The sequence below is a fragment of the Paenibacillus qinlingensis genome, from assembly GCF_031455095.1.
GTDB classification, from domain to species: Bacteria; Bacillota; Bacilli; order Paenibacillales; family NBRC-103111; genus Paenibacillus_E; species Paenibacillus_E qinlingensis_A.
The window spans coordinates 161,282-186,699 of sequence record NZ_JAVDSB010000001.1 but is presented as its reverse complement, the minus strand read 5'-3'; the positions used below and the strand labels follow the sequence as shown (position 1 = coordinate 186,699).

Genomic DNA, 25,418 nt, shown 5'->3' with positions numbered 1-25,418 from the left:
TCTTCTTCGTTAAATGGGTTTCGCCGCTTGTATGTTTTTCTTCATCTCTTCATGTGCTGCGACGACTTTCGAGCTCTCGGAAACTTCGGGCACACCGACTTGCCACCAAGACTCATAGCTGCCTGTGTTCGTTCCAGGTACAACTGGAATTTCGATTAAGGTTGTGATGGTTTCCTTTTGCGCTTGAAGTAAAGCTGCCTTAAGCTCTTCGGAATTGGTCGCTTTGTACGAAACCGCTCCTAAGCTTCGCGCATGTGCCGCGAAATCAATCGGCATATAGCCTCCTGTCAGCTTACGCGTGCCTGCTTCCCGATAACGGAATTCATTCCCGAAGCCTTCGCTGCCTTGACTGCGTTGCAGATTATGAATGCATTGGAAGCCATGATTATCAAATAGCAGGATGGTGAACTTCTGACCTTCTTGCAAGCTTGTCACTAATTCGGAGTGAAGCATTAAGTAGCTGCCGTCCCCGACAATCGCATAAACCTCACGCCCTGGTTCCGCTAATGCGGCTCCGAAGGCACCGCTCACTTCATATCCCATACAGGAGAAGCCGTACTCCATGTGGTACGTTTTGGGCTCGGTTGATCGCCATAGACGGTGCATATCACCAGGAAGACTTCCCGCCGCACAAACAACAACAGAGGAAGGATCAATCGTAGCATTGATAACACCCAGTGCTTGCGTCTGAGCAAAGCCTTCTGCACACGCTGCTTGATATAAACGGTCCACTTCACGATCCCACTCATCTTTCAAAGCGGATAAGTAACCTGTTTCGTAGCTGCTCGTATATTCACGGGATACCAGCACTTCACGCAGCACGTTTAGGGCTTCCTTTGCATCAGCCGTAATTGAAATACCGCCTAACTTCGATGAATCGAAGCCGCTAATGTTGATATTGATAAATTGCACATCGTCATTCGCAAAAGCTGATTTGGAAGCGGTGGTAAAATCCGAATATCGCGTTCCTACGCCGATAATTAGATCCGCCTGCTTCGCTAGCTTATTCGCAGCAAGTGCGCCAGTAACACCAATGGCTCCGACATGCAGCGCATGGTTCCATGGCATCGCGCTTTTCCCCGCTTGCGTTTCCGCAACTGGAATGCCGAACGCTTCGGCAAATGCCGCTAGCTCTTTCGTCGCTTCTGCATAGAGCACGCCGCCGCCAGCAATGATTAACGGACGCTTCTTACCTACCATCACGGCTGCCGCTCGTTGGACAGCTTCCTGCGACGCAGGTCGTCGATCGATATAATGAATTTTCTTTTCGAAAAAAGTTTCTGGATAATCATAGGCCTCCGCCTGTACATCTTGGGGAAGTGCTAAAGTCACTGCTCCTGTTTCCGCAGGATCCGTTAATACACGCATCGCTTGAGTGGCCGCACTCATCAACTGCTCAGGACGAACGATCCGATCCCAGTACTTGCTCACGGATTTGAAAGCATCTGTTGCGGATACCGTGTAATCGCTAGTCATTTCAAGCTGCTGCAAGACGGGATCCGGCTGTCTCGAAGCAAAATTATCGCCCGGCAGCAGCAGAACCGGAATCCGATTGACGGTGGCAGTTGCCGCAGCGGTAACCATATTCAGTGCACCTGGTCCTATGGAAGTTGTGCAGGCATAGATCTGCTGCCGATTCTTCTGCTTCGCGTAAGCGGTTGCAGTGTGGACCATCCCTTGCTCATTCTTGCCTTGTATGTAAGTTAGGTCGCCTGCGCTGTACTCCAATGCTTCTCCGATCCCCGTTACATTGCCATGTCCGAATATTCCCATGACGCCTCGAACAAATTTAGTCTCATGTCCATCGATGGAAACGTATTGTTGGTCTAGAAAGCGAAGAAGTGCCTGTGCCATCGTAAGTCGAATTGTACGCATGTTAATCTCCCTTCACATTAGAGGTTAAGCGCTTAATCTTTTAATCTAAAACGCTCATCCCACATCAGGGGTTAAGCGCTTAATCCGATCATACTGTATTTTCATTTTACTCGCAATACTTTTTTCTACTCTTTAGTCGCTCCCTTACATCCCCAGCATCACGAGCTTTATGTCGTTAACTTCCCACTCCTGTATTCCTTTGGTGACATATGAAACTGCTGTTTGAATACATTCGTGAAATAATTCGGTTCATCAAAGCCGATGGCACAAGCGATTTCGAATATTTTCATATCCGTATTCCGGAGGAGTAAAGCTGCTTTATCCATACGCACACGGGTAACAAAGCGCGTAAAGCTTTCCCCCGTCGCCTTTTTAAAAACGACACTAAAATAGCTTGGATTCAAATGGATATGCGTCGCAACATCTGTCAATCGGCACTCCTCATTGTAGTGCTCTTCAATATATTTTATGGCTCGCTCGACCACATTATCACTTTTGGATACTTGCCAATGGTTGAATTGGAGTAGGAAGTACTTCACTTGCTCGGCTGCCCAATCCAGCACCTCTTTCGAGGTCCAATGATTCTGCGGCATCTCGCTTGGCATCCTTGCTAATGCCTGCCTAGCAGCAGGATCAAATTGCTTTTGGATCGTTCCATGCATGGCTATAGAAAGCGATAATGCGCCAATTCTCATCTCCTCTGGCGATGTGTGTCCCAACTCTGCTAGAACCCGATTTAATAATACATGCAGACTATCCTCTTGACCCACTAGAATGGCCGACATCAGTTGGACTTCCATCTCTCTAACCCTTGCTTGATGCTGTGAAAGAAGAATACCGGTTCCCACTTCACTCGTGGTTAGGGCAGGTACTTGAATGGGATCCGAAACGGCCTCTTTCGTCAATAGATATCGCTCTGCCAGTTCACTTGCTGCTGGTGCAATTCCCATAGAAATTAGACTTGTATGAATGATTAAATATTCAAAAGATGCCTTAGAAATGCTGCTTTGCAGACTTTCTTCTAGTTGCTGATATTCTGTCACTAACAAGAAAGTATCCTGTTCCACTAATAGGAGCCGCGTTTCCAGCCCTGCTTCCTTCATTAACTCTTCAACGATATTTGAAAAGGCAAATTGTAATAAGCTCATATCCCGTTTACCATTGGCTGCCTTATTCGTCAAATCGTCATTATTCAGATGCAACAACCACAATTCTTTGCCCGCTAGAACACAATCCACGCTTGCTAACGTACTCATTTCATAAGGGAGGTCAAGCAATACCGCACGAAATTCTTGATCTTGCTGCACTTGCATTTGCATGCGTTGTTTCTGCTGAAGCGCGTATTTCTCATAAAACCGCTCAGAAGCTTTGTTCATGATTTGGCGAACATCTTGTTCCGTACATGGCTTAATCAGAATATCCAAAGCACCTAACCGCACAGCGGCCTGGGCATACTCAAAGTTCTTGTATCCTGTTAGGATGATGACGATCATATCCGGATAATTCTTTCGTAGATGACCCACGAATTCAATCCCATCCATGATGGGCATGCGAATATCTGTGAGAACAAGATCTGGTTCATGCTCTTCTAGCATTGTCAAGGCATCCTGCCCATTGCCAGCCTCACCGACCACTTGCCAGCCCAGATCTCCACTTTGCATCATTTTAACGAGTCCCCTTCTGAAATTCATCTGATCTTCGACAATCAACACTCTTCCGTTTCGCATCTCATCATCTCCTTTCACGTTATTTCGGTATTTGTTAGATGAGGCAGAATAAGACGCATGTTCGTTCCACTACCTACTACACTTGAGATCTCCATGCGATACGGGGCGCCATGCACCAGCTCAATTCTTCGCACAACACTTCGCACACCAAGACTTTCTCGTCCATCTGTGCGTTGAGGCAGTGATGTACCCTGTACCCCTAAGATTTGTAAGATCGCTTTCTCGTCCATGCCACACCCATTATCCGTCACATCTATTTCTAGAAATCCATCTCGGCCGCTTGCTCTAATAATCAGAACTTTATGGGATACCATATTGCGGAACGCATGCATGAACACATTTTCTACCAAAGGTTGCAGGAGTGAGCGCATCACCTGAACGTCCATGACGTCCTCATCCACTTGAATAATAGCCTCCAAATCAGTTTCAAACAGTTCCTTCTGTATCTTCAAATAGTTACGGATCTGCTGAAACTCTTCCTTAACCGTGGTCAGCGTTCGCACAGGCATCAACGAATATTTGAGCATTTCCGAGATGGCAGCGATCAAGGCAGCGGTCTCCGTTTCATCTTGTAAATAGAGTTTCCAGTAAATTTCATTGAACATATTATGCAGAAAATGAGGATTTAACTGCGCTTGCAGCGCCTTAAGCTCAGCCTCTTTTTCACTTAGTTGCGTCATGTACACTTCCTTAATGAGTCTTCCAACTTGCTCAGCCATGGCATTAAAGCTTTCGCCGATATACGCTAATTCATCGTGAGTTCGTATGTCAATTCGCGTTTCAAAATCACCGGATCTTACCTTCCGCAGGCCCAGCAACAGCTCCTTAAGAGGACGGAGCAAATTCCCCGTGGACAGAATAATTAGCACACTAGCAAGTAGAATACTCACCAAACCCGAGTACACAATCATCTTAAATAAATCACGGCTTCGGGATTGTATCTCCGTTAACGATGTTCCACTGACGAGTTTAAAATTCGTCACCTCGGATTGTCCTTGTACATACAAATGATGCTCCATTAATTGCGTTCGATTCATCGTTTGAAGCTGCTCTAGTTGATCATGAGGGACTGGTGAATTCGTAAATAAAAGCTCACTATTCTTATTAAACAAGTAGACCTGGCCTTGGCCTGCCTTCGTCAGCTCCTTGAGCGAGCCTGAGAAAAAGGATTCATCAAAAGCCATAACAAGTACACCATACGTTGTCAAAAAACTATTTTTCATAAACCTAGCGACAATAATCGTGTTTCGATAACCGCTCGGCTCTATCGAGGAGGCGAGTGGCATGCTCATCCATACCAGATCACCAGAAGTATCGCTAATTTTGGAACGGATTTCTTTGAAAACGTTTTCATTTGGCGCATTAATCGTAGAAGTCGTATAGCTGAAATACGATGGATTCCCGTTCAAATCATACAGGTACATTCCGGTGATATAAGGCGCATCCGATTTGAGCTGGTAGACTTGATCTTCAATTTGCTTTTTATCATAATACCGATCAAAGGCATCAGAGCTTTCATTCAAATTAATGCGTGAAATCAGCTTCTCAATGGATGGATTAAATACCACGGTTTGTGAAATTCGAACTACCTCTTGCACCTTAAGATCCAACTTCGCCAACGCTTCTTCGTTCGTGCTGGAAAACTGCTTGCTGATTTCTTCTTCAAACAGGTTCAAGTTATAACGATAAGTCAAATAACCGGTTAAGCAAAAAGCTAATAAAATAATGATCGATAAACTGAGAATTAGTTTCACCCTGAAGCTGCGATTAATCATGATTACATTTCGAATCCAGGATAACATCTCATGACCCCTTTGTTATAAGTGACCTAACCTTTGACGATATTATAACAACATTTATTGTTTTCTCGCTAACTTTTTAGTTTCAGAACTTAAACAAAGCAAAACCGATGTCCCTAAATTAAGGGAGCATCGGTCCTTTTCATCTCATCTATTGTTTAAAAGTAGTCAACAACCGCTTAACGGATTCACCATATTCGTTCGCGAAAACCTCAAAAACTTTGACCTGAATCGGGAAATCAAGTTGATTGGATCTCGCATTTAAATCTATTGTGTTGCTACCATTGTACAAACGGCCTTCTCCTGATAAGGATTCAACGGCTTTCCCAACTGGATTTCCAACATTATCAAATAATTCGAATGAGAGCTTACTATTAAACTTATCCACCGTGACCATTTTATCTGGCTTGATGCTCAAATCAAGCTTCAGCTTATAATCATAACTCATATTGGCTTGATACATAGCTGAAATCGTCCAATCTTTGATCGTAATTTCATAGGGATACACGTTCATTATTTTACTTGTCTCATCATTCTCCTGTACAGGTACCTTTGCTGTGGCAAGAAGCGATTTGAACGATACTTCTCCATTCGATTGTTGGCTGTAGAGGTTCATTTTCAAACCTTCCCCCGTCTCTGAGGCAGGTAGTGCATAAGAATAGCTAACCACATACGAGGCATTAGGGACAACACTTAGTGCGGTAGCTTCTTGTCTTCTTCCCCCATAAGCATAACCGTCAATACTCACAAGTTCCGTTTGGATCGCCGGAATTGGGATTGGACGATCGCTGTTGTTCGTCAATTTAAACTTGGCTACTGCGGTGTTAAATCCATCGTCTTCGTTACTTGTTACGTGTAATTCAACCAAAGACACATCGACATTAGACGGAACGAATTTATTCGTTGAATCTAATCTAACTGGCGTACCTAACGTATATTCCGGAGAAGGGATGACGCCCTGCGTCGCAGCTCCTGTAGGGAGAAGTATATTAACACGTCCAACCCGATACGTGTCTTCTTGGAACTTACCATCCCCCGTCACAACGCTGAAACTCTCCGGTGTCACTACATTCAAGCTGGTGAATGCCGTATCCAGATCTGTTGGAATGACGATATGGATATATTTCTTCTCACCCGGATCAAGAACGACCGAAGTTTCCGCACGACTACCGGAATAAACGTTACGCTCTGTCTTCCCATCGATTCCAAAGTTTGGCACAGTTTGACGCTCTTTCGTTGGATTTACGACTGCAATTTGAACAACTGTGGAAACTCCTTTGGCTGTAACTTCTTTATGAATGTCGACAGGAAGGAAGTTAAGCGGCGAGCGCAATGAAGGTAAAGTAAATGCTTCTCCCCATTTCAGTATCGCGGAAGAATTCGTTATTGTACTGTCACTTCCATTCCAGACCATACCTGCCTCAACAGGGACCGTAAGCAGTGCTGTTTCTTCCTTCGGATATACGTCCATATTCACATCTATAAAATTAAGGCTCGTTACATCAACATCGTCACTGCGATCAACGATCGACAAGTAGCTGAGCTCCAACTGACTCTTGGGTTGGATAGATTTCGGATTTTTGGCACTTGGCTGCAGTGTATAAGCGATGCCGTCTGCCAATAGTACCCGTAGTTCAAAATCAGGTATACGCGTGATTTTATCACTTGTATTTCTCATTCGAATGACGGTACCTAACTTCGTCCGATCCGATTCGTGCTCATTGAGTATGCTTTTTATTTCAATCTCAATTTTATTAGAAAGCGCATAGCTAACATGCGTACTTGCTGCAGTTAGTGCTGCCAAGTTTTGACCATCGGCAGCCCATGCAGGTAAAGATGCAGCAGATAAAAGTACAACTGATAGAACGAGAGTAGCTAAAGATCTTTTCATCTTCCTATTCACTTATTTGTCCTCCTCTAAACTATTAGGTTAGTTGCTCACTTTGACCGTGTCTTGATCTTTCAGTTGATGTTGTCCGGAAATAATCAGAATCTCTCCTTCTTTAACCCCAGAAATAACTTCTTGATTCGTCTCATTCAACCGACCAAGTTCAAGTTTACGCTTCTGTACCTTATCGCCATTTAGAACATAAACAAAGTTGTTTCCGCCTTCACGAACAATGCTAAGGCTTGGAATGACAGGCACATTTTGTTCATCATCTTTGGTTAGTTCCACTTGTGCCTTAGACCCTGGTTTCAGCTTGCCATCGGGATTCGGAACTTCCAATTCCAGATCATAAGCTTTGGATTGTCCATTAATCACATCCGACAAATAGGTTACCTTGGCTCCTGCTTTCGTCGTTACGCCAGGTATATAGAAAGTCAATTCACTCTTACCTCTTACAAGATTAGCTGATTCTTCGCTAAGTTGAGATTTAATTTTAATTGGGTTTGTCTGTTGAACTTCTCCTACGCGACCACCTGGCGCTAGGGTTTGACCAACCGTAACATTAAGATCCGTCAGCCTACCAGAGGCAGGTGCTTTTACTTCTAGATTACTGAGGGACCTATCGATATTCTTGGCATTTACTTGCGCCGATTCCAAACTGGACTCCACTTGTGCCAACGAATTCGTCTCTTGCAGTGTCTTCAGAGATCTACGTGCGCTTGCTAAATCTTTCTTTGTATTACTAAGCGCCGTTTCTGCCTTCTCTAGTTGAGATTTGGTAGCAGTTCCTAGATCATATTCATTGTGAACCGTGTTGTAGGCTTTCTCCAAATCACTAACGGCGGTTTCCAATTTAGAAACACCATCTTTGGCATCTTCAATTCCGTTCGAAATCTTCTGTTTTGCCTCCGTAAGTCCAGCCTGTGCTCCTTTGATACTTACGGCATTCAAATCCTTTTGTATCAGCACATCCGTTGGATCCAATCGAAAAAGCACGTCGCCTTTCTCAACGATATCTCCACGTTTTTTCAGGATTTCAATGACTTCGCCACCAGTCTTGGCGATAATATCTAATTGAACGGACGATACGACATCACCCACTTGTTCTAAAGGTTCTCCAATCTTTTGCTTCGCGATTTTTGCCGTTTTCACAACTTTACCCCCTTCTTGGGCAACTGTTGTTGCTGCAGGACTTACTGCTGGTGATGCGGAACATCCTACGGCTATCGCCGCGCTAAGCGCGAGGACACCGAATATCTTGGTGCTCTGTTTAATCATAAACAACTGACGTTTCATAGTCGTATTCCCCTTTTCCCCGATATAGATGATTAAGTTGCAGATGCTGCTTGTTCCGATGGATTGGAAGTCAACTTTCGTTTTTTATTGAAGAAGCCGCCTTCTCTTTTTTTAAATAAAATCTCATACATAATAGGTACGATTACCAGCGTTAGCAGCGTAGAAGTCGTAAGACCACCAATAACAACAACAGCCAAACCTTTGGAAATGATCGTTCCTTTCGATAACCCAAGTCCTAAAGGCATCAGTGCAAGTATCGTTGCACCTGCCGTCATGATAATCGGTCTCAATCTCGTAATTCCAGCTTCAATTAGCGCATCACGAATCGAGTAATCTTGCTCTCTTAGTTGCTGTACACGGTCTACAAGTACAATCGCATTGGTGACAACGATACCGATCAGCATGAGGAAGCCGATGAGTGACGTTACATTGATCGATTCGCCCGTTATTAGTAGTCCTAAAAGGCCTCCGATAGCTGCTAGCGGCAGTGAAAACAGAATGGCAAGCGGCGCCCTAGCGTTCCCAAAGGCAACAACCATCACCATGTAGACAATGAAGATGGAAGCAATGATAGCCATAAACATCTGCATAAAACTTTTTTGAATATCGTCGGATACACCCTTTACTTCACGAGTGACGCCAGAAGGCAGTTCTAACTTGGCCAGTTCTTCCGTAATTTTCTTACTGACGCCGCCTTTATCCGTGGCATCAATTTTGGCTCTTACGCTAACGATTTGTTCTTGATCTTCACGATTAATACTATTCGGTGCATCAATCTGTTCAACGCGAGCTACTTCATTCAACTGTATCGTCTGACCCGTAGGCGTCTTGATCAAGAAAGTACCCAGTTTATCTACAGAGTTTTTGTACATTGGATTCAACATCACCTTAGTGGCATAAGTAATGTTATTAAATTTCAGATCGCCAAGCTTCTCTTCTGCTATCCAGGCGTTGACGGCTTGCAATATTTGAGCACTTGAAAGTCCGTACAATCGTGCTTTATTTTGATTTACAATGATCTCAACTTCCGTTTTGGAATCACTCAAGCTGTCTTTAATGTCGTTCAACTCAGGGAATTCCTTCATTTTATCTTTGACCAACTGTGAGGCCTGTTTAAGATAAAGCTGGTCATCCCCTTTCAAGGAGTAGGAGAAGTCAGCTCCTGTTGCGGTAGGGGGGCCTCCTGTAAACAGTGTGATATTCACATCTGAACCATCTGGCATCAGTTTTAACATGTCTTCTTTATACGTTTTGACACCTTCGGTCGCATCAGTTTCAGCTGTTAGCTCGAAGAACATCATCGCTCGATAGGCAAATCGATCACTGCTTTGGTTATATCCAACAAGAGATTCAATATACTTAAATGCAGGTTTGCCCGCTTTGTCCCTGTGTAATTTCAATTCTTTTTCGAGTTCCTTGGACTTCTCATTCATCATTTCAATGGATGTTTCACGCGGCATTTTAATCTCAATTACACCTTGTTTGACAGCTTCACTATCCGGCATAAAAGCCACTGCTAAATTAGGCACTGTAATGATGATCGAGATAACAAGGGCAACGCCAGCTAGCAATAGTGTCTTGATACGGTTATTTAACGACCAGATAAGTGCCCTCTTATATTTCACTCCCATTGGCCCAACGTGATTCTCGTCGTGACTTGTAAGTTTCTTACTTTTAAGTACCATAATCTTCGCTAACATAGGAATTACCGTCAATGCAACAAGTAATGATGACATAAGAGCTACGACTAATGTTATGGCAAAAGGACGGAATACTTCACCAACGACCCCACTTACGAACCCAATTGGACCAAATACACCAACTGTTGTAATGGTTGAAGAAGTAATTGCACTTGACACCTGTTTCGTTGCTAATTTTATAACGGATTCATTGCGATCTTGGGCTTTTTGCAGCTGACTATAGATATTTTCAATGACGACGATACTGTCATCCACAACACGCCCGACTGCAATGGCCATGCCACCTAATGTCATGATGTTTAAAGAGATACCTAGAGGTCCCATAAATAGTAATGTGACAAGGATTGAAAGAGGAATCGACACGAGTACGATGATCGTCATACGAGCATTGCGAAGGAAAAGCAAAATCATTAATGAAGCGAGTATGGCACCTAATCCGCCTTCTTGCACCATTCCGTGGATGGAATCTTTAATATCGTTGGCAGAATTATAGATTTTGTGGAATTTCACGCCAGGCAGCGTTTGACCCCAATCTGTCATAAGCTTATCAGCGCTATCTGCAAATTCCACTGCATTCGCAGCTTTCGTTTTGTAAAGCAGTACACCGATTGCTGGCAGATCATCTAATCGGGCAATGAACTTGGACTCACTGATTGCTTCCACTTTGGCAATTTGTTTGAGAAGCAGTGTATCGCCTGTTTTCGTTGTGATTTTCAAATTATCCAAGTTATAGATTGTATCCATTTCACCTTTGACTCGAACCATTTGCGTGTTTCCATTGAAATCTACCGTACCTGCAGGGCTAGATACCAGTGATGCTTTGATCAAACTTGAAACTTCTGATGGGGTTAGACCATAATTATTTATCGCAGGCGCATCAAGCTTTATGGTAAGAACAGCATCTTGATTGCCTACAGAGTCTACATGGTCGATTCCTTTGAGCCCATTAAAGCCAGGAAGAATCGTATCTTTGTAGGCTTTATCCAGCTCAGTTTGGTTCATTCCTGTCTCACCGTATACCGCCAAATAATAGACTGGTTCTGAAGCAAAACCCGCTGTTAACACTTTGGGCTTCTCCGATCCTTGAGGCAGCTTAACATTCGAGATCAAGCTCTCCACATCTTTTTTAACATCTTCCGGCTTCTTATCTTGGTCTAACTCTAGGATAATCTGTGAGTAATTGTCCTGTGATCCAGAGCTTAGGGTTTTGAGTCCATCCAACCCTGCAACAGCCTTCTCTAATGGCTTCGTAATTTCATCAAGAACATCCTTCGGAGGTGCTACATAGGTAGTACTAATAATGACAACCGGAAATGTAATGTCAGGCATGCTTTCTACCTTTAGTGTGGTTGTAGAATAGGTTCCTCCTACGACCAACAGCAGCATGACGATGAAAATCGCTGCCACATTTTTCATTGAAAACTCAGTTAACTTGGACATTCTCACTTCTCCCCTGTCACCAGCTTTAATACTTACATTCTTACTACTCACTCTCTCATCATACTTGGCATTAATTTACAATAAGTATACTAAAATTGACAATTCTATGTTTTCTCGAACACGATTTATTATAGCTTTTCGTCTTCATAAAAACAGGTGAGCAAAGTCATATTATAGTCATATTTTGGTAATACGAACGGCTAAAACGCTTGTGACTACCTGTGGTTCTTCATTTTTTAGACACAAAAAAACCAGTAAACTCAAAGTTTACTGGTTCTTTTATTCCAACCTCTGATCAAACTAGCCAAGCAGCTCCCGCAATCGCGCTGGATAATCCGTAATAATGCCAGTAACACCAGCAGAGATCAATCGCTTATAATCCGCAACCTCATTCACCGTATACGGATAAACCGCCAGCCCCGCAGCTGCAGCCGCGGCAATATCCGCCTCGTTGATGCTGTGTTGATACGGGTGCAAGGAATTGACCTCTACGCCAAATTGCCCCGCATAGGCCGCATGATCAAGTAAATTACCTGCATAGAGCAGCCCCACTTTCGCTTTTGGCTGATCCTGTTTGATCCTGAGCATCAATTTGTGATCGAAAGAAGAGATGACAGTATCTTCCCATCGATCCAACTCATCTAATAAGGCCAACAACGCCTTCTCCATTTTCCCCTCGTAAGCGTGCTTTATCTCCACATTGATGAGATGTCCTCGGGGTACAAGCTCATAAACTTGACGCAGATGAGGAATTCGCTCTCCGGTGAATGCTTCCGAGAACCAGAATCCAGCATCCAACGTTTTCAACTCTTCCCAGCTCTTCTCGCAAATAAGTCCAGAGCCATTGGTCGTACGATCCAACGTTAGATCATGACACACGACAACCTCGCCGTCATTTGTTATCTGAACATCGAGTTCTATCCCTTCAGCCCCTTGTTCAAAAGCTAATGCGAACGAGGCTATTGTATTCTCGGGGGCTTCTCCAGCTGCTCCGCGATGTCCTATCACGATCGGTTTTTGGTTATTCATCATTCACTCTCCTAGAAAGATAAGCTATTAAGTACGCTCAAATTATAGTTGAATTCACCTGATTTTGCCCAGTCTACAAGTCTATTGATTTTGTAAAGGTTTCAAGAATTATACAAAACATTCACATGAATTTGACATTGGTCAAATAAACCACAGTTAATCTAATACACATAAGTGCTTGTCGAATACAGGGTCATGGAGGAGCTTGCAATGAATGCTATGGAAAGAGATTTACCACACACTAGTAAAATAAACACGAAGGCACATACAGCGTATCCACGAAAGGCAGCATTCAGTCAAAGCTGGATGGAGACAATCCTTGGTTATGTCTTCTTATCTCCGTCACTCCTGCTGTTTGCTGTCTTTTTATTCTATCCCTTGATACAAACCTTCTATCTCAGTCTACACGAAACCGATCCGCGAGGCAGGGTAGCTTCCTTTGTTGGATTCGATAATTTCACGGCTATTTTCACCTCAGAACGATTCTATCAAAGTTTGGGAGTTACAGGTCTCTTTACACTGCTAACTGTTCCTACAGTGATCGTAATCGCATTAATACTTGCAGCTTTGACGCATAATCAGCTCAAAGGGATGCGAATCTTTCAATTTATTTTCTCCCTGCCTGTCGTGCTGTCAGTGGGGACTTCCGCTGTCATCTGGATGATGCTCTTTCACCCAAGCGTCGGAATGTTGAATTACCTGCTCGAGCAAGTCGGATTAGCACGGGTAGCTTGGCTGACGGACCCTAGATGGGCACTGCTTTCCGTTTCCATGATGACGGTTTGGATGAATCTCGGCTTCACTTACATCGTCCTGCTCAGCGGCCTCCAAGGCGTTCCAGATGAGATCTATGATAGTGCCAAAATCGATGGATCCGGTCCCATTCGCACCTTTATCCAAATCGTCTTGCCTTTACTTTCACCAACGGTGTTCTTCGTCACAATTGTATCGATCATCGGTGCTTTTCAGTCTTTCGGACAAATTCATATCCTGACCAAAGGTGGTCCCGTCAACTCCACAGATGTACTTGTATACACCTTATATCAGGATGCCTTTATTAACTTTCGATTCGGAACAGGCAGCGCGCAAGCGCTTGTGCTCTTCACCATTATCCTTATTTTTACGGTCATTCAGTTTAAAGTATTTGAAAAGAAGGTGCACTATCAATGATGACTCGTTTGCAAAATACCTTCGTCTACACCCTTTTGATCATCTGTGCAGCACTTGTTCTTTATCCCATTTTCTATACATTCTCATCCGCATTGATGACGCCCGAAGAAGCCTCCGCCTATCCGCCTAAAGTCTTGCCTAGCAGCTTCTATTTAGGCAGCATGATCGCCGTCTTTAAGCTTGTGCCTATCGCTAAATTTGTAACCAATAGCCTTATTGTGTCTATTGTTATTACGCTGGGACAGCTCATAACATCAAGCATGGCTGCCTATGCCTTCACCAATATTCGTTTTAAAGGCAAGGCCATCATCTTCGCGCTCTTCATGGCGACCATGATGATTCCGTGGGAAGTCACCATTATTCCCAATTATCTAACCATCAAAAAATGGGACTGGCTCGATAGCATGCAAGGTCTCACCGTTCCGTTCCTGGCTACAGCTTTCGGAACCTTTCTTCTGCGTCAATTCTTCTTACAGCTGCCCAAAGAGCTGTTCGAAGCAGCACGCATCGATGGATGCGGTCACTTCCGCATGTTCTTCCGGATTGTGCTTCCGCTTGGTCGTCCAGCCTTGGCAACACTAGCTGTTTATGCCTTTTTAAATGCCTGGAACATGTATCTCTGGCCTCTGCTCATTACGAACAGTGAAGCCATGCGTACTGTGCAAATTGGCATCGCGATGCTGCAATTCGAAGAATTGACGGTATGGAACTTGGTGCTGGCTGGTGTAACCATCGTTTTACTGCCGTCCCTATTATTACTTGTCTTGGGTTTAAAGCAGCTTGTTCGCGGTCTTACAGCTGGTGCTGTAAAAGGTTAATCCATCCTTGATGGCCACTCTGTTCAGTATCTATGCTGAAACAGATTTCCATATATTTTAATTTAGAAAAAAGGGAGAGAAATAGACGATGAAATCATTAAATACAAAGGGCTCCATCCTTGCTATGACTGCAGCTATGGTGCTGTTAACGAGTGCTTGTGGTAAAGCAGAAACAACGACCTCAGGCAATGCGGCAGAAAGCAAACCTGCTACAAGTACAGCAGCTGCGGATGTTAAGAAGCCGACTGAACCCGTCAAAGTGATCTGGTGGCATTCCATGAGTGGCGAGCTTGGCAAAGCCGTCGATAAATTAGTGGCAGATTTCAATAGCTCTCAGAAAAATGTCCAAGTTGAGGCTGTCTTCCAAGGTACTTATGATGAGAGTATTAACAAAATGAAAGCTTCGATGGATACCAAAAGCGGTCCTTCCCTTATTCAGGTTTATGAAATTGGTTCCCGCTTCATGATCGATTCCAAAGCCATTACACCGGTTCAAAAATTTGTGGATGCGGATAAATTCGATCTTTCACAGCTCGAAGAGAACATTCTCAATTATTACAAAGTCGATGGTAAACTGAATTCCATGCCATTCAATACGTCTAATCCAATCTTGTATTACAACAAAGATATGTTCAAAGCTGCCGGTCTTGATCCAGAAAAACCACCAACGACATACGAAGAAATTGCGAACGCATCTAAAGCATTAAGTAAAGACGGGAAATCAGGTTCTTCCTTTGCCATCTACGGTTGGTTCATGGAACAATTCTTCGCGAACCAAGGCGTTGAATTCCTGAATAACGGGAACGGCCGTACCGCTGCTGCAACAGAAGCCTTGGTTAACAATGAAGCTGGTGTCAAAACGCTCACATGGTGGAAAGAGATGGTCGACAACAAAACATCCGCCAACCTTGGCCGTAAAACAGATGACACGAAAAAAGCTTTTTTAGCTGGCCAAATCGCCATGACATTGGATTCCACAGCATCTCTTCGCGGTATTGTCAGCGGTGCTGAAGGCAAATTCCAAGTAGGTACAGGCCCGCTTCCTAAGCCAGCAGATGCCAAAGAAGGCGGCGTTGTTGTCGGTGGCGCAAGTCTCTACATCTTGAACAACAAGTCGGCAGCGGAGCAACAAGGTGCATGGGAATTCATTAAATTCCTAACCAATCCGCAAACACAAGCATGGTGGAACGTAAACACGGGTTACTTCCCAATTACCAAAAAAGCTTACGATGAACAGATTATCAAAGATAACATCACCAAATACCCGCAATTCCAAACGGCCATCGATCAATTGCACAAAACGAAAGCAAACACTGCTACACAAGGTGCAGTTATGGGCGTATTCCCAGAAGCTCGTCAAATCGTCGAAACGGCTATCGAAGAGGCTTTGACTGGTAAAAAAGCACCAAAAGAAGCGCTGGATAACGCAGCTAAGAGTATTACCGAGAAAATTGGAGCTTATAATAAGACAGTGAAATAATGAAAACAAACCGATGTTCCCGAATCTTTCGGGGCATCGGTTTTCTAATTTTCATGCGATGTTGATCTGAAAAAGCTCCTCTAACTCCATCTCCAACACTTCACTTAATCGCTTTGCCGTTGATGGCCCCACTGATTTAATCGACCGTTCAAGTAAACTTATGTACGCATGGCTCAGACCTGAGTGCCGCGCCAGCTCTCGTTGTGAGTAGCCTTTCATAACCCTTGCCTTGATGAATGCATCTGTTTTGGCTTTAATTTGAATATGCATCGGCGTTGAATGTCAGTCCCCCATCCTCACTTCGTCCTAAGTAAAGTATACCGCATTTATTAACTAATGCAACAACAAAAGTTTACACATGTAATCAATGGAACAACGAACAAAAGGAAAACCACCCTACGATGGTTAGTCGCAAGGTGGCTGGCTTGTTCGTCTGCATGTCAAAAACTCATCATTGTAATTACTATAGTAAACTGATAGTATTATATCGTTTACTAATGTTTACTTTATTGAGTAAAGGATGAGCAGCAATGTACTTTTACGATAAATTACGAGATATGCGCAAAATGAAAGGCTTCACAATTCGCGAACTAGCTGATCGTTCTGGTGTGTCCGCGGCTTACATCTCCCAGCTCGAAAATGGAAACCGCGGCATTCCATCACCAGACGTCTTAATGAAACTATCTGAGGGACTCAACACCTCATACTCAGAACTGATGGATATTGCGGGTTACCTTGAATCTTCACAAGTAAATCAACAGTTTGAAAGCAATCCTGTTAATCTGCGGCGTTTTCTCCGTGAAAATGAACTTATGTTCGATGGTTTTATTTTAACACCTGAAGATAAGGAATGGGTGGAGCGCATGCTTACCGTTCTATTCTGGAAGGATCGTCAATCGAATAAGGAAAGCGAAAGCTAATCCTCCTGATCAAGCAGCCTTTCCCGCTTATAGGGTAATTGTTTCCCCTGGCGTCATCACTATGCCTTTAATGCCTTCTTTTTCTAGGCTTTTCACAAACTTGTGAGGATCTTGTTCAATGACCGGGAACGTATTGTAATGCATAGGAACAACGGCTTCTGCCTTCAAATATTCCGCCGCGATGACCGCGTCTTCCGGTCCCATGGTGTAGTTATCACCGATAGGCAGAAAAGCCAGATCGATCTTATTCATTTTGCCAATCAGCTTCATATCTTTAAACAGCCCCGTGTCACCAGCGTGATAGATCGTTTTTCCCTCTACCATGAGCAAGAATCCACTCGCCATCCCTGCATAGATGCTTTCTTCCGTACCTGGCGGATTATAGGAAGAATCGTGTAAAGCCAACGTCAGTTTCACTTTGCCAAAAGGGAATTCAAATGCCCCGCCGATGCCCATTCCATGCGTTTTAACCCCTTGAAAGCCTAGGTATCTAGCTAAATCATTAGGAGCAATAACTGTTGCATTATTTCGCTCCGCAATGGCAACGGTGTCCCCGACGTGATCTCCATGTCCATGCGTAACAAGGATGTAATCGACCTTAATGTCCTCCGCTTTGGCAACGGCTTGCGGGTTACCTGTGAGGAAAGGGTCAATAATGAGGTTGTGTTCCTTCAATTGGATCTCCACGCAGCTTTGACCATGGAATATAATGTTCACTTATTTCACTCCTTTGCGTTTATAAGATCATTTTAGCATAATTGCCTCTACGAATTAAAATGCTTCCAAAGGATACAAATATCCCCTTCCGAAAGTTTCGTAAGGGGCATCACTACAGCCTAATTGGCTAAGACATTTCGTGCACGTTTAACAGGAGAATGTATCTCTAGTGGTCTAGTAGATTTAAATATAATATTTTGAAAAGTTTAGCTATAATGTAACAGACTACATAAAGACTAGCTTGTCTTGTCAGATGTGCCTAACGAGGATTGCCAGACGCCATTTGTAATAGCCACGTTGTCCCTGCACTTTTTCTCAGATAAGAAACTCAAGGAGGAATACCCATGTCGACCAAGCCCAAAATACTCGTTACCCAACAATTGCCGGAAGCTGTTCAAGATTATTTAAATCTCCACGGAGATTGTACGTTCTGGAATCAGGAAGGCAGTATGCCCCGTAATGTCATCTTAGATAAGGTCTCAGATGTGGAGGGAATCCTGGGAGGAACAATTGACGAGGAACTGTTAAGCTGCGCACCAAAGCTTCGTGTGGCGAGCACTTCTTCCGTCGGGTACAATCATTTTGATATCGCTGCGATGAGATCCCATGGCGTAATTGGTACACACACTCCTCACGTACTGGACGGCACCGTGGCCGATCTCGTACTCGCCTTGATGCTCAGTGCAGGGAGGAGAATTGCAGAATTGGATGCTTATGTGAAACAGGGAAATTGGCAAAAGGGAACAAGCAGCACCGAATTATTCGGTGTGGATGTTCATCATTCGACACTCGGAATCATCGGGATGGGACGGATTGGGGAAGCAATTGCCCAGCGTGCTGTGTTTGGCTTCGATATGAACCTGCTGTATCACAGCCGCAGTCCAAAAAAAGAAGTAGACGAGCGCTTCAATGCCCGCTTCTGCGAATTGGATGAGTTACTGAGTGAATCCGACTATATCGTTGTGATGACGCCACTCACGCCAGAGACGAAACATTTGATTGGCGAGGAGCAATTTAATCGGATGAAGTCATCCGCGATCTTCATTAATGCCTCCCGCGGAGCAACTGTAGACGAACAAGCGTTGATTCAGGCACTTCAACAAGGAAAAATACGCGGAGCGGGTCTGGATGTCTTCGATATCGAACCAACACCTGTGGATAATCCATTGTTGCGTATGCCGAATGTGGTTACTTTACCTCATATTGGCTCGGCGACAGCAAGAACTCGTAATGACATGGCTGAGCTTGCAGCTAAGAATCTCATCGAAGCATTGAACGGTGGTAAGGCTTATGTTGTACAGGAGCTTAAGGATTTGGTTCCCAATTAAGGCTTAGCAACCTAACTTACCAAGACGATATACAAAAGATCCTCATCGCCATAAAGGAAAGAGGATCTTTTTACTCTATAGGCACTCACTGCAGCATATTCGCCATTCGCTCAAACGTCCGCTTTAGCAGCTCCTTCGGAATCTGTGCAAAGGCATCGCCAATACTCACCTCGAACGAACAGACCCCTTCGCTCGACTCTCGCAGATAATGGATCAACCCCACACCTGTCTCAGCGTATAACGCGACCAGGATGGGCTCTAGCTTCTCTTTCGGCACCGAGATGTGAACGTGGAACATATTCGTAACCGGCACCAGTGGCAAAGTAGCCACGTGCTCACAGCTATTGTACAGCGAAGCAAGCTCCACCGCTTCCTTGTAGTATTGACCCATTTTGGGCTCACGTTGCTTGAAATAGTAACTCGCACTGAGATAATACGGATAGAGACTAATCAAATCGCCGCCATGACGCCTTTTCCATACCTTCGATTTCGCCGTAAATCCCTCATCACCTGCCAGAATCGCACCTGCGACGCCGCCAATCCCTTTGTAGAACGAGATGTACACACTATCGAAAAGCGCACACAGTTCTGCCGCTGATTTCTGATAATACGGCAGCACCTCGTATAATCTAGCACCATCCAGATGCAGCTTAATTCCGTTAGCTCGACAATGCGCCGAAATGGCCTCGAGTTCTTCATAAGGTGGCAGCACACCACCTATCTCTCGCTGTGGCAGCTCAATTAAGAGACACGCGATCTCATCGTTCAGCGCCAAAATCTCTTCCAAGCGAATCAATCGATCTCTCTCGCCTAGTAAAAGTGATTCAATTTGGTGCAGCTCTTTCAAGCCATCCTCTTCATGGATTTCCAAATGGCTTAATGGATGATACGCGACCTTGCGTTTCCCCTTCTCGTCACACCAAATGCGTAAGGCAATTTGCTGTGCCATAGTTCCGCTAGGAAAGAAGACAGCTTTCTCTTTGCCCACATATGCGGCCATTTCCGCTTGAAATCCCTCTATACTTTCACCAGTTCCATAAATGTCACTTTCGAGCTTGTCATCGAACTCATGTAAAGCCTCTTTCAATACTTGAATGTTCTTGCGGCCGTGCCCACCCACTGGATAGGATGCTTGGCGAAACGCTGCAACTAAGGGGGATACTGTGGTCAATTAATCGTGCTCCTTTGTTTTGCCCTAGGCATAGAGATCTTGATGTCATTTGAATTATAATAATGTTGTGAAGAAATCCCTTTGTGAAGGAGCATTCCCATGAATGAAATCCTAATTGGTTCTAAAGATCAGTTTACTGCAATCCCGTCCGAAGTGAAAGTCAATGGGAAGCGATTCTTCCTTACAGAAGCGGATGGTGTTTACACACTGCTATCCAGTCGTTGTCCCCACGCCGGCTATGCCGTAGAGCTTGAGTCTGGCGAGTTGGAATGTCCTTTGCATGGCTGGACCTTTGAAGTACATACAGGCCGATGCCATAATGTCCCTAATGCAAGACTTCAACCCTATGAGGTTATCGAAAAAGAAGGCAATCTATTCGCTCTGATGGACATATCCTAGCTGTATATTTTACCAATGGACAAGCTATACTATGGGCTGTTATTATCCATTTCTCTTGAACAGCTTAGGAGGCGGCATGTCCACAAATGCAACCGGCCCAACAAACAGCACCATGACATGGTGGCAGCTTTCGCTGCTCGGCGTCGCCTGTACGCTAGGAACTGGCTATTTCCTCGGAGCTGGAATCGGCCTAACAATGAGCGGCGCTTCGATGCTCTTAATGTTCATTTTGGCTGCGGCAGGCACTTATTTTGTGCTCGATGCTTTGATTCAAATGACAGGCGACAATCCACAACAAGGCTCCTTTCGGACCTATGCTAAGATAGCATTCGGCCGTTGGGCCGGGTTTAGCTGTGGCTGGATTTACTGGGGCTCACAGTTAATGATTGTGGGAAGTCAGCTAGCCGCGCTATCCCTGTTTACACGATTCTGGTTTCCCACTATTCCGATGTGGCTGTTTGCATTGATCTATGCGAGTCTTGGTGTAGGTGTCATCCTGCTTGGGGCCGAAGCTTTTGAACGATCTGAGCATTTTTTCGCACTCATTAAAGTATCTGCGCTTCTCATGTTTCTTCTCCTTGCAGGGGCTGCGGTCCTGGGATGGATTTCAGGCGGACTTCACCCCCTCTCCTTTCCGATAAACGGGAACACATTTATACCATCAGGGCTCACAGGTACTTGGTCTTCCTTCATCTATGCCTTCTACGCATTCGGTGGCACAGAAATGATGGGGCTTTTCGCGCTGCGTTTGGACAAATCGAGTGAAGCTCATAAAGCGGGATCCATTATGATCCTTCTTTTAGCTATCCTCTATATCGTCTCCCTCTTTTTCGTATTAACCCTACTGCCCTTACACGCTCTCCATGACAAAAAAAGTCCCTTTCAGGTTAGTTTAGAAAGCTACCCACTGCCCTATGTGCCGCATGTGTTCAACGCCATTCTGATTATCGCTGCCTTCTCAACCATGGTGGCTTCCTTGTTCGCCGTTACATCTATCCTCGTTGCTCTTGCCAAAGATCATGACGCCCCGTTCCTATTCACCCGTTCCACGGGAAAAAGGCAGATCCCTTATCCTGCTCTTGGTTTTACTTCGGGCGGCATGGCTGCCGCGGTTGTTCTTTCGCTGATTCTACCAGAGGAGTTGTATACGGTGATGTCCACCGCAGCGGGTCTTACCTTACTCTTCATCTGGTTGGTCATCTTACTTTCCTCTGGACGTTTGCTAACACGTACGACATCAAACGTAGTTAAACGTTGGGCAGGCATATTGCTCATTCTAAGTGCCATCTCGGGAGCCGCTTTTCACCCGACAACACGCCCTGGCTTCTTCGTTAGCTTGATTTTCATTTTAATAATCGCTGCTATCACGTATGCTGTGCATTTTACTTGGCCGAAACGCGCGAAAAAAAGGTGTTGACATTAACGCTACGTAAAGCTTTACAGTTAAGGTGTCAGGAGGTGAGCAGATGGAATATACGGTGCAGCACTTGGGAAAGTTGGCTGGCATCAGCACGCGTACACTGCGCTATTACGATGAGATTGAACTTCTTATGCCGGCAAGAATCAACTCATCGGGATATCGTATTTATGGGCAAGATGAGGTAGATCGACTGCAGCAGATTTTATTTTATCGAGAGTTAGGCATTCCTCTCGAGCAGATCAAAGAAATCATAACATCGCCTAGCTTTGACGGAACCCGTGCACTGAAAGACCATCGGGAGCAGCTTCTCGACAAACGCAAGCAATTGGACATTCTTATTGCGAATGTGGAACACACCATTGCTTCGAAAGAAGGGAGAATAACGATGTCAAATGATCAGAAATTCGAAGGCTTCAAACAAAAGCTAATTGAGGATAATGAGAAACAATACGGAAAAGAAATTCGCGAGAAATATGGCGATGAGCAAGTGAATAAGAGCAATCAGAAATTAAAGAATATGACACAAGAGCAGCACGATGAAGTGACTCGTCTGGCAGAAGAAGTAACCGAAACATTAGCTGAAGCCTTCAAGCTAGGCGATCCAGCTAGCACACTAGCACAGAAAGCAGCCGATCTGCACAAACAATGGCTGATGTTCTATTGGAGTGAATATAGTAAAGAAGCTCACGCCGGGCTTGCCCAAATGTACGTGGATGATGAGCGTTTCAAAGCTTACTATGATGTGAAGCAACCAGGTACAGCAGAGTTTCTGCGAGATGCGATCCACATCTATACAGGGGGACACTAGCACGTTTTCTATGATTTCGTGCAAACATCCAATTCTTTTACAAGAAACTGAATATAGTATATTACCAGCCGCCAGCCACAACCTTTGTGTCACCATTCTCATAATGCAAAAAGAAGCCCTAGACTCTCTCCATAAGAGTTTAAGGCTTCTTTTGTATATCAAATCGATTTAGCAGCTAATACTTCGCCGCTTGGTCTAACAAGTGATTTCGTTTGCCATACGCGGCTACGCCAACGTACATACATCAGCAAGCCTCTCACCCACTCATCCACTGTAAAGGCAATCCATACGCCGAGAAGGCCCATTTCTTGGTGAATCCCCAGGTAGTAGGCTAAAGGAACGGCAATCCCCCACATGGAGACAACACCCATCATCACAGGGAATCTAGCATCACCAGCCGCGCGCAAGGAATTAATAACAACCAAGTTAAAGGTTCTACCAGGTTCCAAAATGATTGAAAGAAGTAGAATCGTTGAACCCATAGCAATAATATCGGGATTATCGGTAAATAGTCCGAGCAGTTCTTTACGGAAAATCGACGTAATGCCCACAATAACGAATGTTAGGACAAAGGTAAACTTCAGACTTCGGAGCAATTTATGATACGCAGCTTGAAATGCACCTGCACCCACCATGTGTCCTATAATAATCTCCGTTCCCATGCCAATCGCCATGCCCAGGGCCATGAAATAATTGGTCACATTCATGACGTACACATGTGCACTTAACGCCGTTGCCCCAATAATATTAATAAAGCTGAAAATCATCAAATACTGGGACTGCCAAGAAATATGTTCCCCCGCCGAAGGTAAACCAATACTAAGTATTTGTTTGACAATTTTAGACTTGAAAGTCACGTAATGCTTTAGTAGAATCGGCACCTGTAAGCGACGGTACAAGATCACCACTAGTACAATCAGTCCCAGAAGTCGACTTACTACCGTAGATACTGCAGCCCCCGTTACTCCCCATTCAGGGAAGCCCAGATTACCGAATATCAAGAGACTGTTCCCCACAATGTGAATCACATTGACCCCTAACGTCACGAACATAACATCTCTCGTCTGACCATTAGAGCGAAGTACAGAAGAAATCGCATACGACAAGGCTTCAATCCAAATAAATGCCGAGATGATAGTCAAATACTTTTTCGCAATCGCGATTTGTGTAGGTTCCAAATTCATCACATGCATCAAAGGTTCGCCAAACACCACTAACGCAATGCTCACGATAATACCAAAAATCAAATTAATAGTAATAGCCAAAGCGGAAATCCGGCTAGCTTCCTTCACTTTACCTGCGCCCAGATGCTGAGCAACAGCTACACTCGTCCCGATCCCCACAAAACCGAACATCAAAATACAGAAAACGATGATTTCATTCGCCAAACCTACGGCCCCCGTTACTTCATCCGATATTCGGCTTAACATGAAGACATCCGCAGTACCTAACATCATTCGTAATACAGAATCAATAAAAATCGGCCATGTGACTGCGAATAGACGAAGTTTTTGCCATGATGCCGTTGAATCTATGTCTTTCATTCGTATTCACCTCAAGTAATCGCAAATGCAATTAGCATAGAATACGAAAGCGATTGCAGTCAAATGATAATTATTAACACTCTGACTAACTCCTTCACGCGGGGCGCTTTCTTGCGCGAGTTAGTCGAATTAAACTAACCTCCCTCTAAATGATTACTTACGATGCAGCAAAGCAACAGCCTTTTCAGTAATCATAAATTTATGACATCTCATAGAACCTCCGCCGATTGCATAGACCAATTGTTTGCTTTCCAACTCTCGCATGACTTTGCGACAAGCTTCTCTTTTTAGTTGAAGCCACCTACAAACATCCGTCAATAGAAAAGGTTTATTAGTGAGCAACGAGAATCTCAAAACTTCCCGCTCATATACAGGAATCTGGTTCAACCTTGCACCTTCTACATTTCCGATACGGCCGATCATTTCGTATAAGTTTCTTTGGCAGAAACTCGGTTTTTTCTCTAGCTCATCGCGACTATATGGAAAGTAAGTGTACCCAAGTGTCGCAACTGAACGTGCTCACGCCCTCTCAAAAGAAAATCGGTCTCTCGTGATTTTCTCGGCGTGAGTGACGAAGCTCTCATCCTCGAACACGATCCGCAGCAAGGGGTGACACACGTCACCAAATATTTTCGCCCCTGACAAACTCAACATTTCAAATTCAAGCACCAAACCATCGAGAGTCCCCAATACGGGAAACAGCACAACCTCCAATAGTTTCTTTGTTCCAGTCAAATCCCTACCCAACACCTCAAGCCGTTGCCCACTTGCACGTTGCACTTGTTCCTTCCAAAAGATTGAATATTCCTTCTCAAACATGTAATCGCCTCCTAAAAAAATAAAAACGCCGCTAGCTCCAAAAAAAGAGCTAACGGCGTGTGCTTCACGC

General features: G+C 44.4%; 21 protein-coding genes. 8 read left to right on the top strand and 13 right to left on the bottom strand.

Annotated features, from left to right (window positions below; all coding sequences use genetic code 11):
* Positions 1-9: 9 nt before the first annotated feature.
* From iolD to J2736_RS00825, 7 genes are all read right to left on the bottom strand, one after another.
* Positions 10-1,875, bottom strand: a complete 1,866-nt coding sequence (gene iolD, locus J2736_RS00855) for a 3D-(3,5/4)-trihydroxycyclohexane-1,2-dione acylhydrolase (decyclizing) (protein WP_310222602.1) — start codon at positions 1,873-1,875, stop codon at positions 10-12.
* Positions 1,876-2,042: 167 nt separating this feature from the next.
* On the bottom strand, positions 2,043-3,602 hold the full coding sequence (locus tag J2736_RS00850; protein ID WP_310222600.1) for a response regulator transcription factor: 1,560 nt from the start codon (positions 3,600-3,602) through the stop codon (positions 2,043-2,045).
* A gap of 14 nt (positions 3,603-3,616) precedes the next feature.
* Positions 3,617-5,377: a cache domain-containing sensor histidine kinase gene (locus tag J2736_RS00845; protein ID WP_310222598.1), complete on the bottom strand. Its 1,761-nt coding sequence runs from the start codon at positions 5,375-5,377 to the stop codon at positions 3,617-3,619.
* A gap of 175 nt (positions 5,378-5,552) precedes the next feature.
* A complete protein-coding gene (locus J2736_RS00840) occupies positions 5,553-7,304 on the bottom strand; it encodes a hypothetical protein (RefSeq protein WP_310222596.1) in 1,752 nt (583 codons plus the stop codon).
* A 27-nt stretch (positions 7,305-7,331) separates the two neighbouring features.
* The gene (locus J2736_RS00835) at positions 7,332-8,585 is read right to left on the bottom strand and encodes an efflux RND transporter periplasmic adaptor subunit (RefSeq protein WP_310222594.1); all 1,254 of its coding nucleotides are present in this window, start codon (positions 8,583-8,585) and stop codon (positions 7,332-7,334) included.
* Positions 8,586-8,617: 32 nt separating this feature from the next.
* Positions 8,618-11,725, bottom strand: a complete 3,108-nt coding sequence (locus tag J2736_RS00830) for an efflux RND transporter permease subunit (protein WP_310222592.1) — start codon at positions 11,723-11,725, stop codon at positions 8,618-8,620.
* A 300-nt stretch (positions 11,726-12,025) separates the two neighbouring features.
* Positions 12,026-12,757, bottom strand: coding sequence for a glycerophosphodiester phosphodiesterase (locus J2736_RS00825; RefSeq protein ID WP_310222589.1), 732 nt, complete (start codon positions 12,755-12,757; stop codon positions 12,026-12,028).
* 303 nt (positions 12,758-13,060) lie between these two features.
* Here J2736_RS00825 and J2736_RS00820 point away from each other — a divergent pair, with 303 nt between their 5' ends.
* From J2736_RS00820 to J2736_RS00810, 3 genes are all read left to right on the top strand, one after another.
* Positions 13,061-13,924 carry a carbohydrate ABC transporter permease gene (locus J2736_RS00820; protein ID WP_310225144.1) on the top strand — a complete coding sequence of 288 codons (864 nt, stop codon included), beginning with the start codon at positions 13,061-13,063 and terminating at the stop codon, positions 13,922-13,924.
* Positions 13,921-14,742, top strand: a complete 822-nt coding sequence (locus J2736_RS00815) for a carbohydrate ABC transporter permease (protein ID WP_310222587.1) — start codon at positions 13,921-13,923, stop codon at positions 14,740-14,742. Before J2736_RS00820 ends, J2736_RS00815 begins: the two co-directional genes overlap by 4 nt.
* Before the next feature lie 88 nt (positions 14,743-14,830).
* Complete coding sequence (locus J2736_RS00810) at positions 14,831-16,222, top strand: ABC transporter substrate-binding protein (protein WP_310222586.1); 1,392 nt, start codon at positions 14,831-14,833, stop codon at positions 16,220-16,222.
* 51 nt (positions 16,223-16,273) lie between these two features.
* Here the strand turns inward: J2736_RS00810 and J2736_RS00805 are convergent, their stop codons facing one another.
* Positions 16,274-16,492 carry a helix-turn-helix domain-containing protein gene (locus J2736_RS00805; RefSeq protein ID WP_216626255.1) on the bottom strand — a complete coding sequence of 73 codons (219 nt, stop codon included), beginning with the start codon at positions 16,490-16,492 and terminating at the stop codon, positions 16,274-16,276.
* 260 nt (positions 16,493-16,752) lie between these two features.
* On the opposite strand from J2736_RS00805, the gene J2736_RS00800 reads away from it, so the two are divergent.
* Complete coding sequence (locus J2736_RS00800) at positions 16,753-17,142, top strand: helix-turn-helix transcriptional regulator (protein WP_310222583.1); 390 nt, start codon at positions 16,753-16,755, stop codon at positions 17,140-17,142.
* Positions 17,143-17,169: 27 nt separating this feature from the next.
* On the opposite strand, the gene J2736_RS00795 is transcribed toward J2736_RS00800, so the two are convergent.
* On the bottom strand, positions 17,170-17,859 hold the full coding sequence (locus J2736_RS00795; RefSeq protein ID WP_310222581.1) for a metal-dependent hydrolase: 690 nt from the start codon (positions 17,857-17,859) through the stop codon (positions 17,170-17,172).
* Between the two features lie 344 nt (positions 17,860-18,203).
* On the opposite strand from J2736_RS00795, the gene J2736_RS00790 reads away from it, so the two are divergent.
* Positions 18,204-19,187 carry a 2-hydroxyacid dehydrogenase gene (locus J2736_RS00790; protein ID WP_310222579.1) on the top strand — a complete coding sequence of 328 codons (984 nt, stop codon included), beginning with the start codon at positions 18,204-18,206 and terminating at the stop codon, positions 19,185-19,187.
* A gap of 85 nt (positions 19,188-19,272) precedes the next feature.
* Here J2736_RS00790 and J2736_RS00785 read toward each other — a convergent pair whose 3' ends face one another.
* On the bottom strand, positions 19,273-20,358 hold the full coding sequence (locus tag J2736_RS00785) for a threonine aldolase family protein (RefSeq protein WP_310222578.1): 1,086 nt from the start codon (positions 20,356-20,358) through the stop codon (positions 19,273-19,275).
* A 99-nt stretch (positions 20,359-20,457) separates the two neighbouring features.
* On the opposite strand from J2736_RS00785, the gene J2736_RS00780 reads away from it, so the two are divergent.
* The 3 genes from J2736_RS00780 to J2736_RS00770 all read left to right on the top strand — a co-directional run bounded on the left by J2736_RS00780 (position 20,458) and on the right by J2736_RS00770 (position 22,985).
* Positions 20,458-20,757 carry a Rieske (2Fe-2S) protein gene (locus J2736_RS00780; RefSeq protein WP_310222576.1) on the top strand — a complete coding sequence of 100 codons (300 nt, stop codon included), beginning with the start codon at positions 20,458-20,460 and terminating at the stop codon, positions 20,755-20,757.
* A 76-nt stretch (positions 20,758-20,833) separates the two neighbouring features.
* A complete protein-coding gene (locus J2736_RS00775; protein ID WP_310222574.1) occupies positions 20,834-22,174 on the top strand; it encodes an amino acid permease in 1,341 nt (446 codons plus the stop codon).
* A gap of 49 nt (positions 22,175-22,223) precedes the next feature.
* Entirely contained in the window at positions 22,224-22,985 is a 762-nt protein-coding gene (locus J2736_RS00770; RefSeq protein ID WP_310222572.1) for a MerR family transcriptional regulator, read from the top strand.
* Positions 22,986-23,143: 158 nt separating this feature from the next.
* Here J2736_RS00770 and J2736_RS00765 read toward each other — a convergent pair whose 3' ends face one another.
* From J2736_RS00765 to J2736_RS00755, 3 genes are all read right to left on the bottom strand, one after another.
* Complete coding sequence (locus J2736_RS00765; RefSeq protein ID WP_310222570.1) at positions 23,144-24,529, bottom strand: MATE family efflux transporter; 1,386 nt, start codon at positions 24,527-24,529, stop codon at positions 23,144-23,146.
* Positions 24,530-24,682: 153 nt separating this feature from the next.
* Positions 24,683-24,952 carry a hypothetical protein gene (locus J2736_RS00760; protein ID WP_310222568.1) on the bottom strand — a complete coding sequence of 90 codons (270 nt, stop codon included), beginning with the start codon at positions 24,950-24,952 and terminating at the stop codon, positions 24,683-24,685.
* A 96-nt stretch (positions 24,953-25,048) separates the two neighbouring features.
* The gene (locus J2736_RS00755) at positions 25,049-25,348 is read right to left on the bottom strand and encodes a hypothetical protein (protein WP_310222566.1); all 300 of its coding nucleotides are present in this window, start codon (positions 25,346-25,348) and stop codon (positions 25,049-25,051) included.
* Positions 25,349-25,418: the final 70 nt, after the last annotated feature.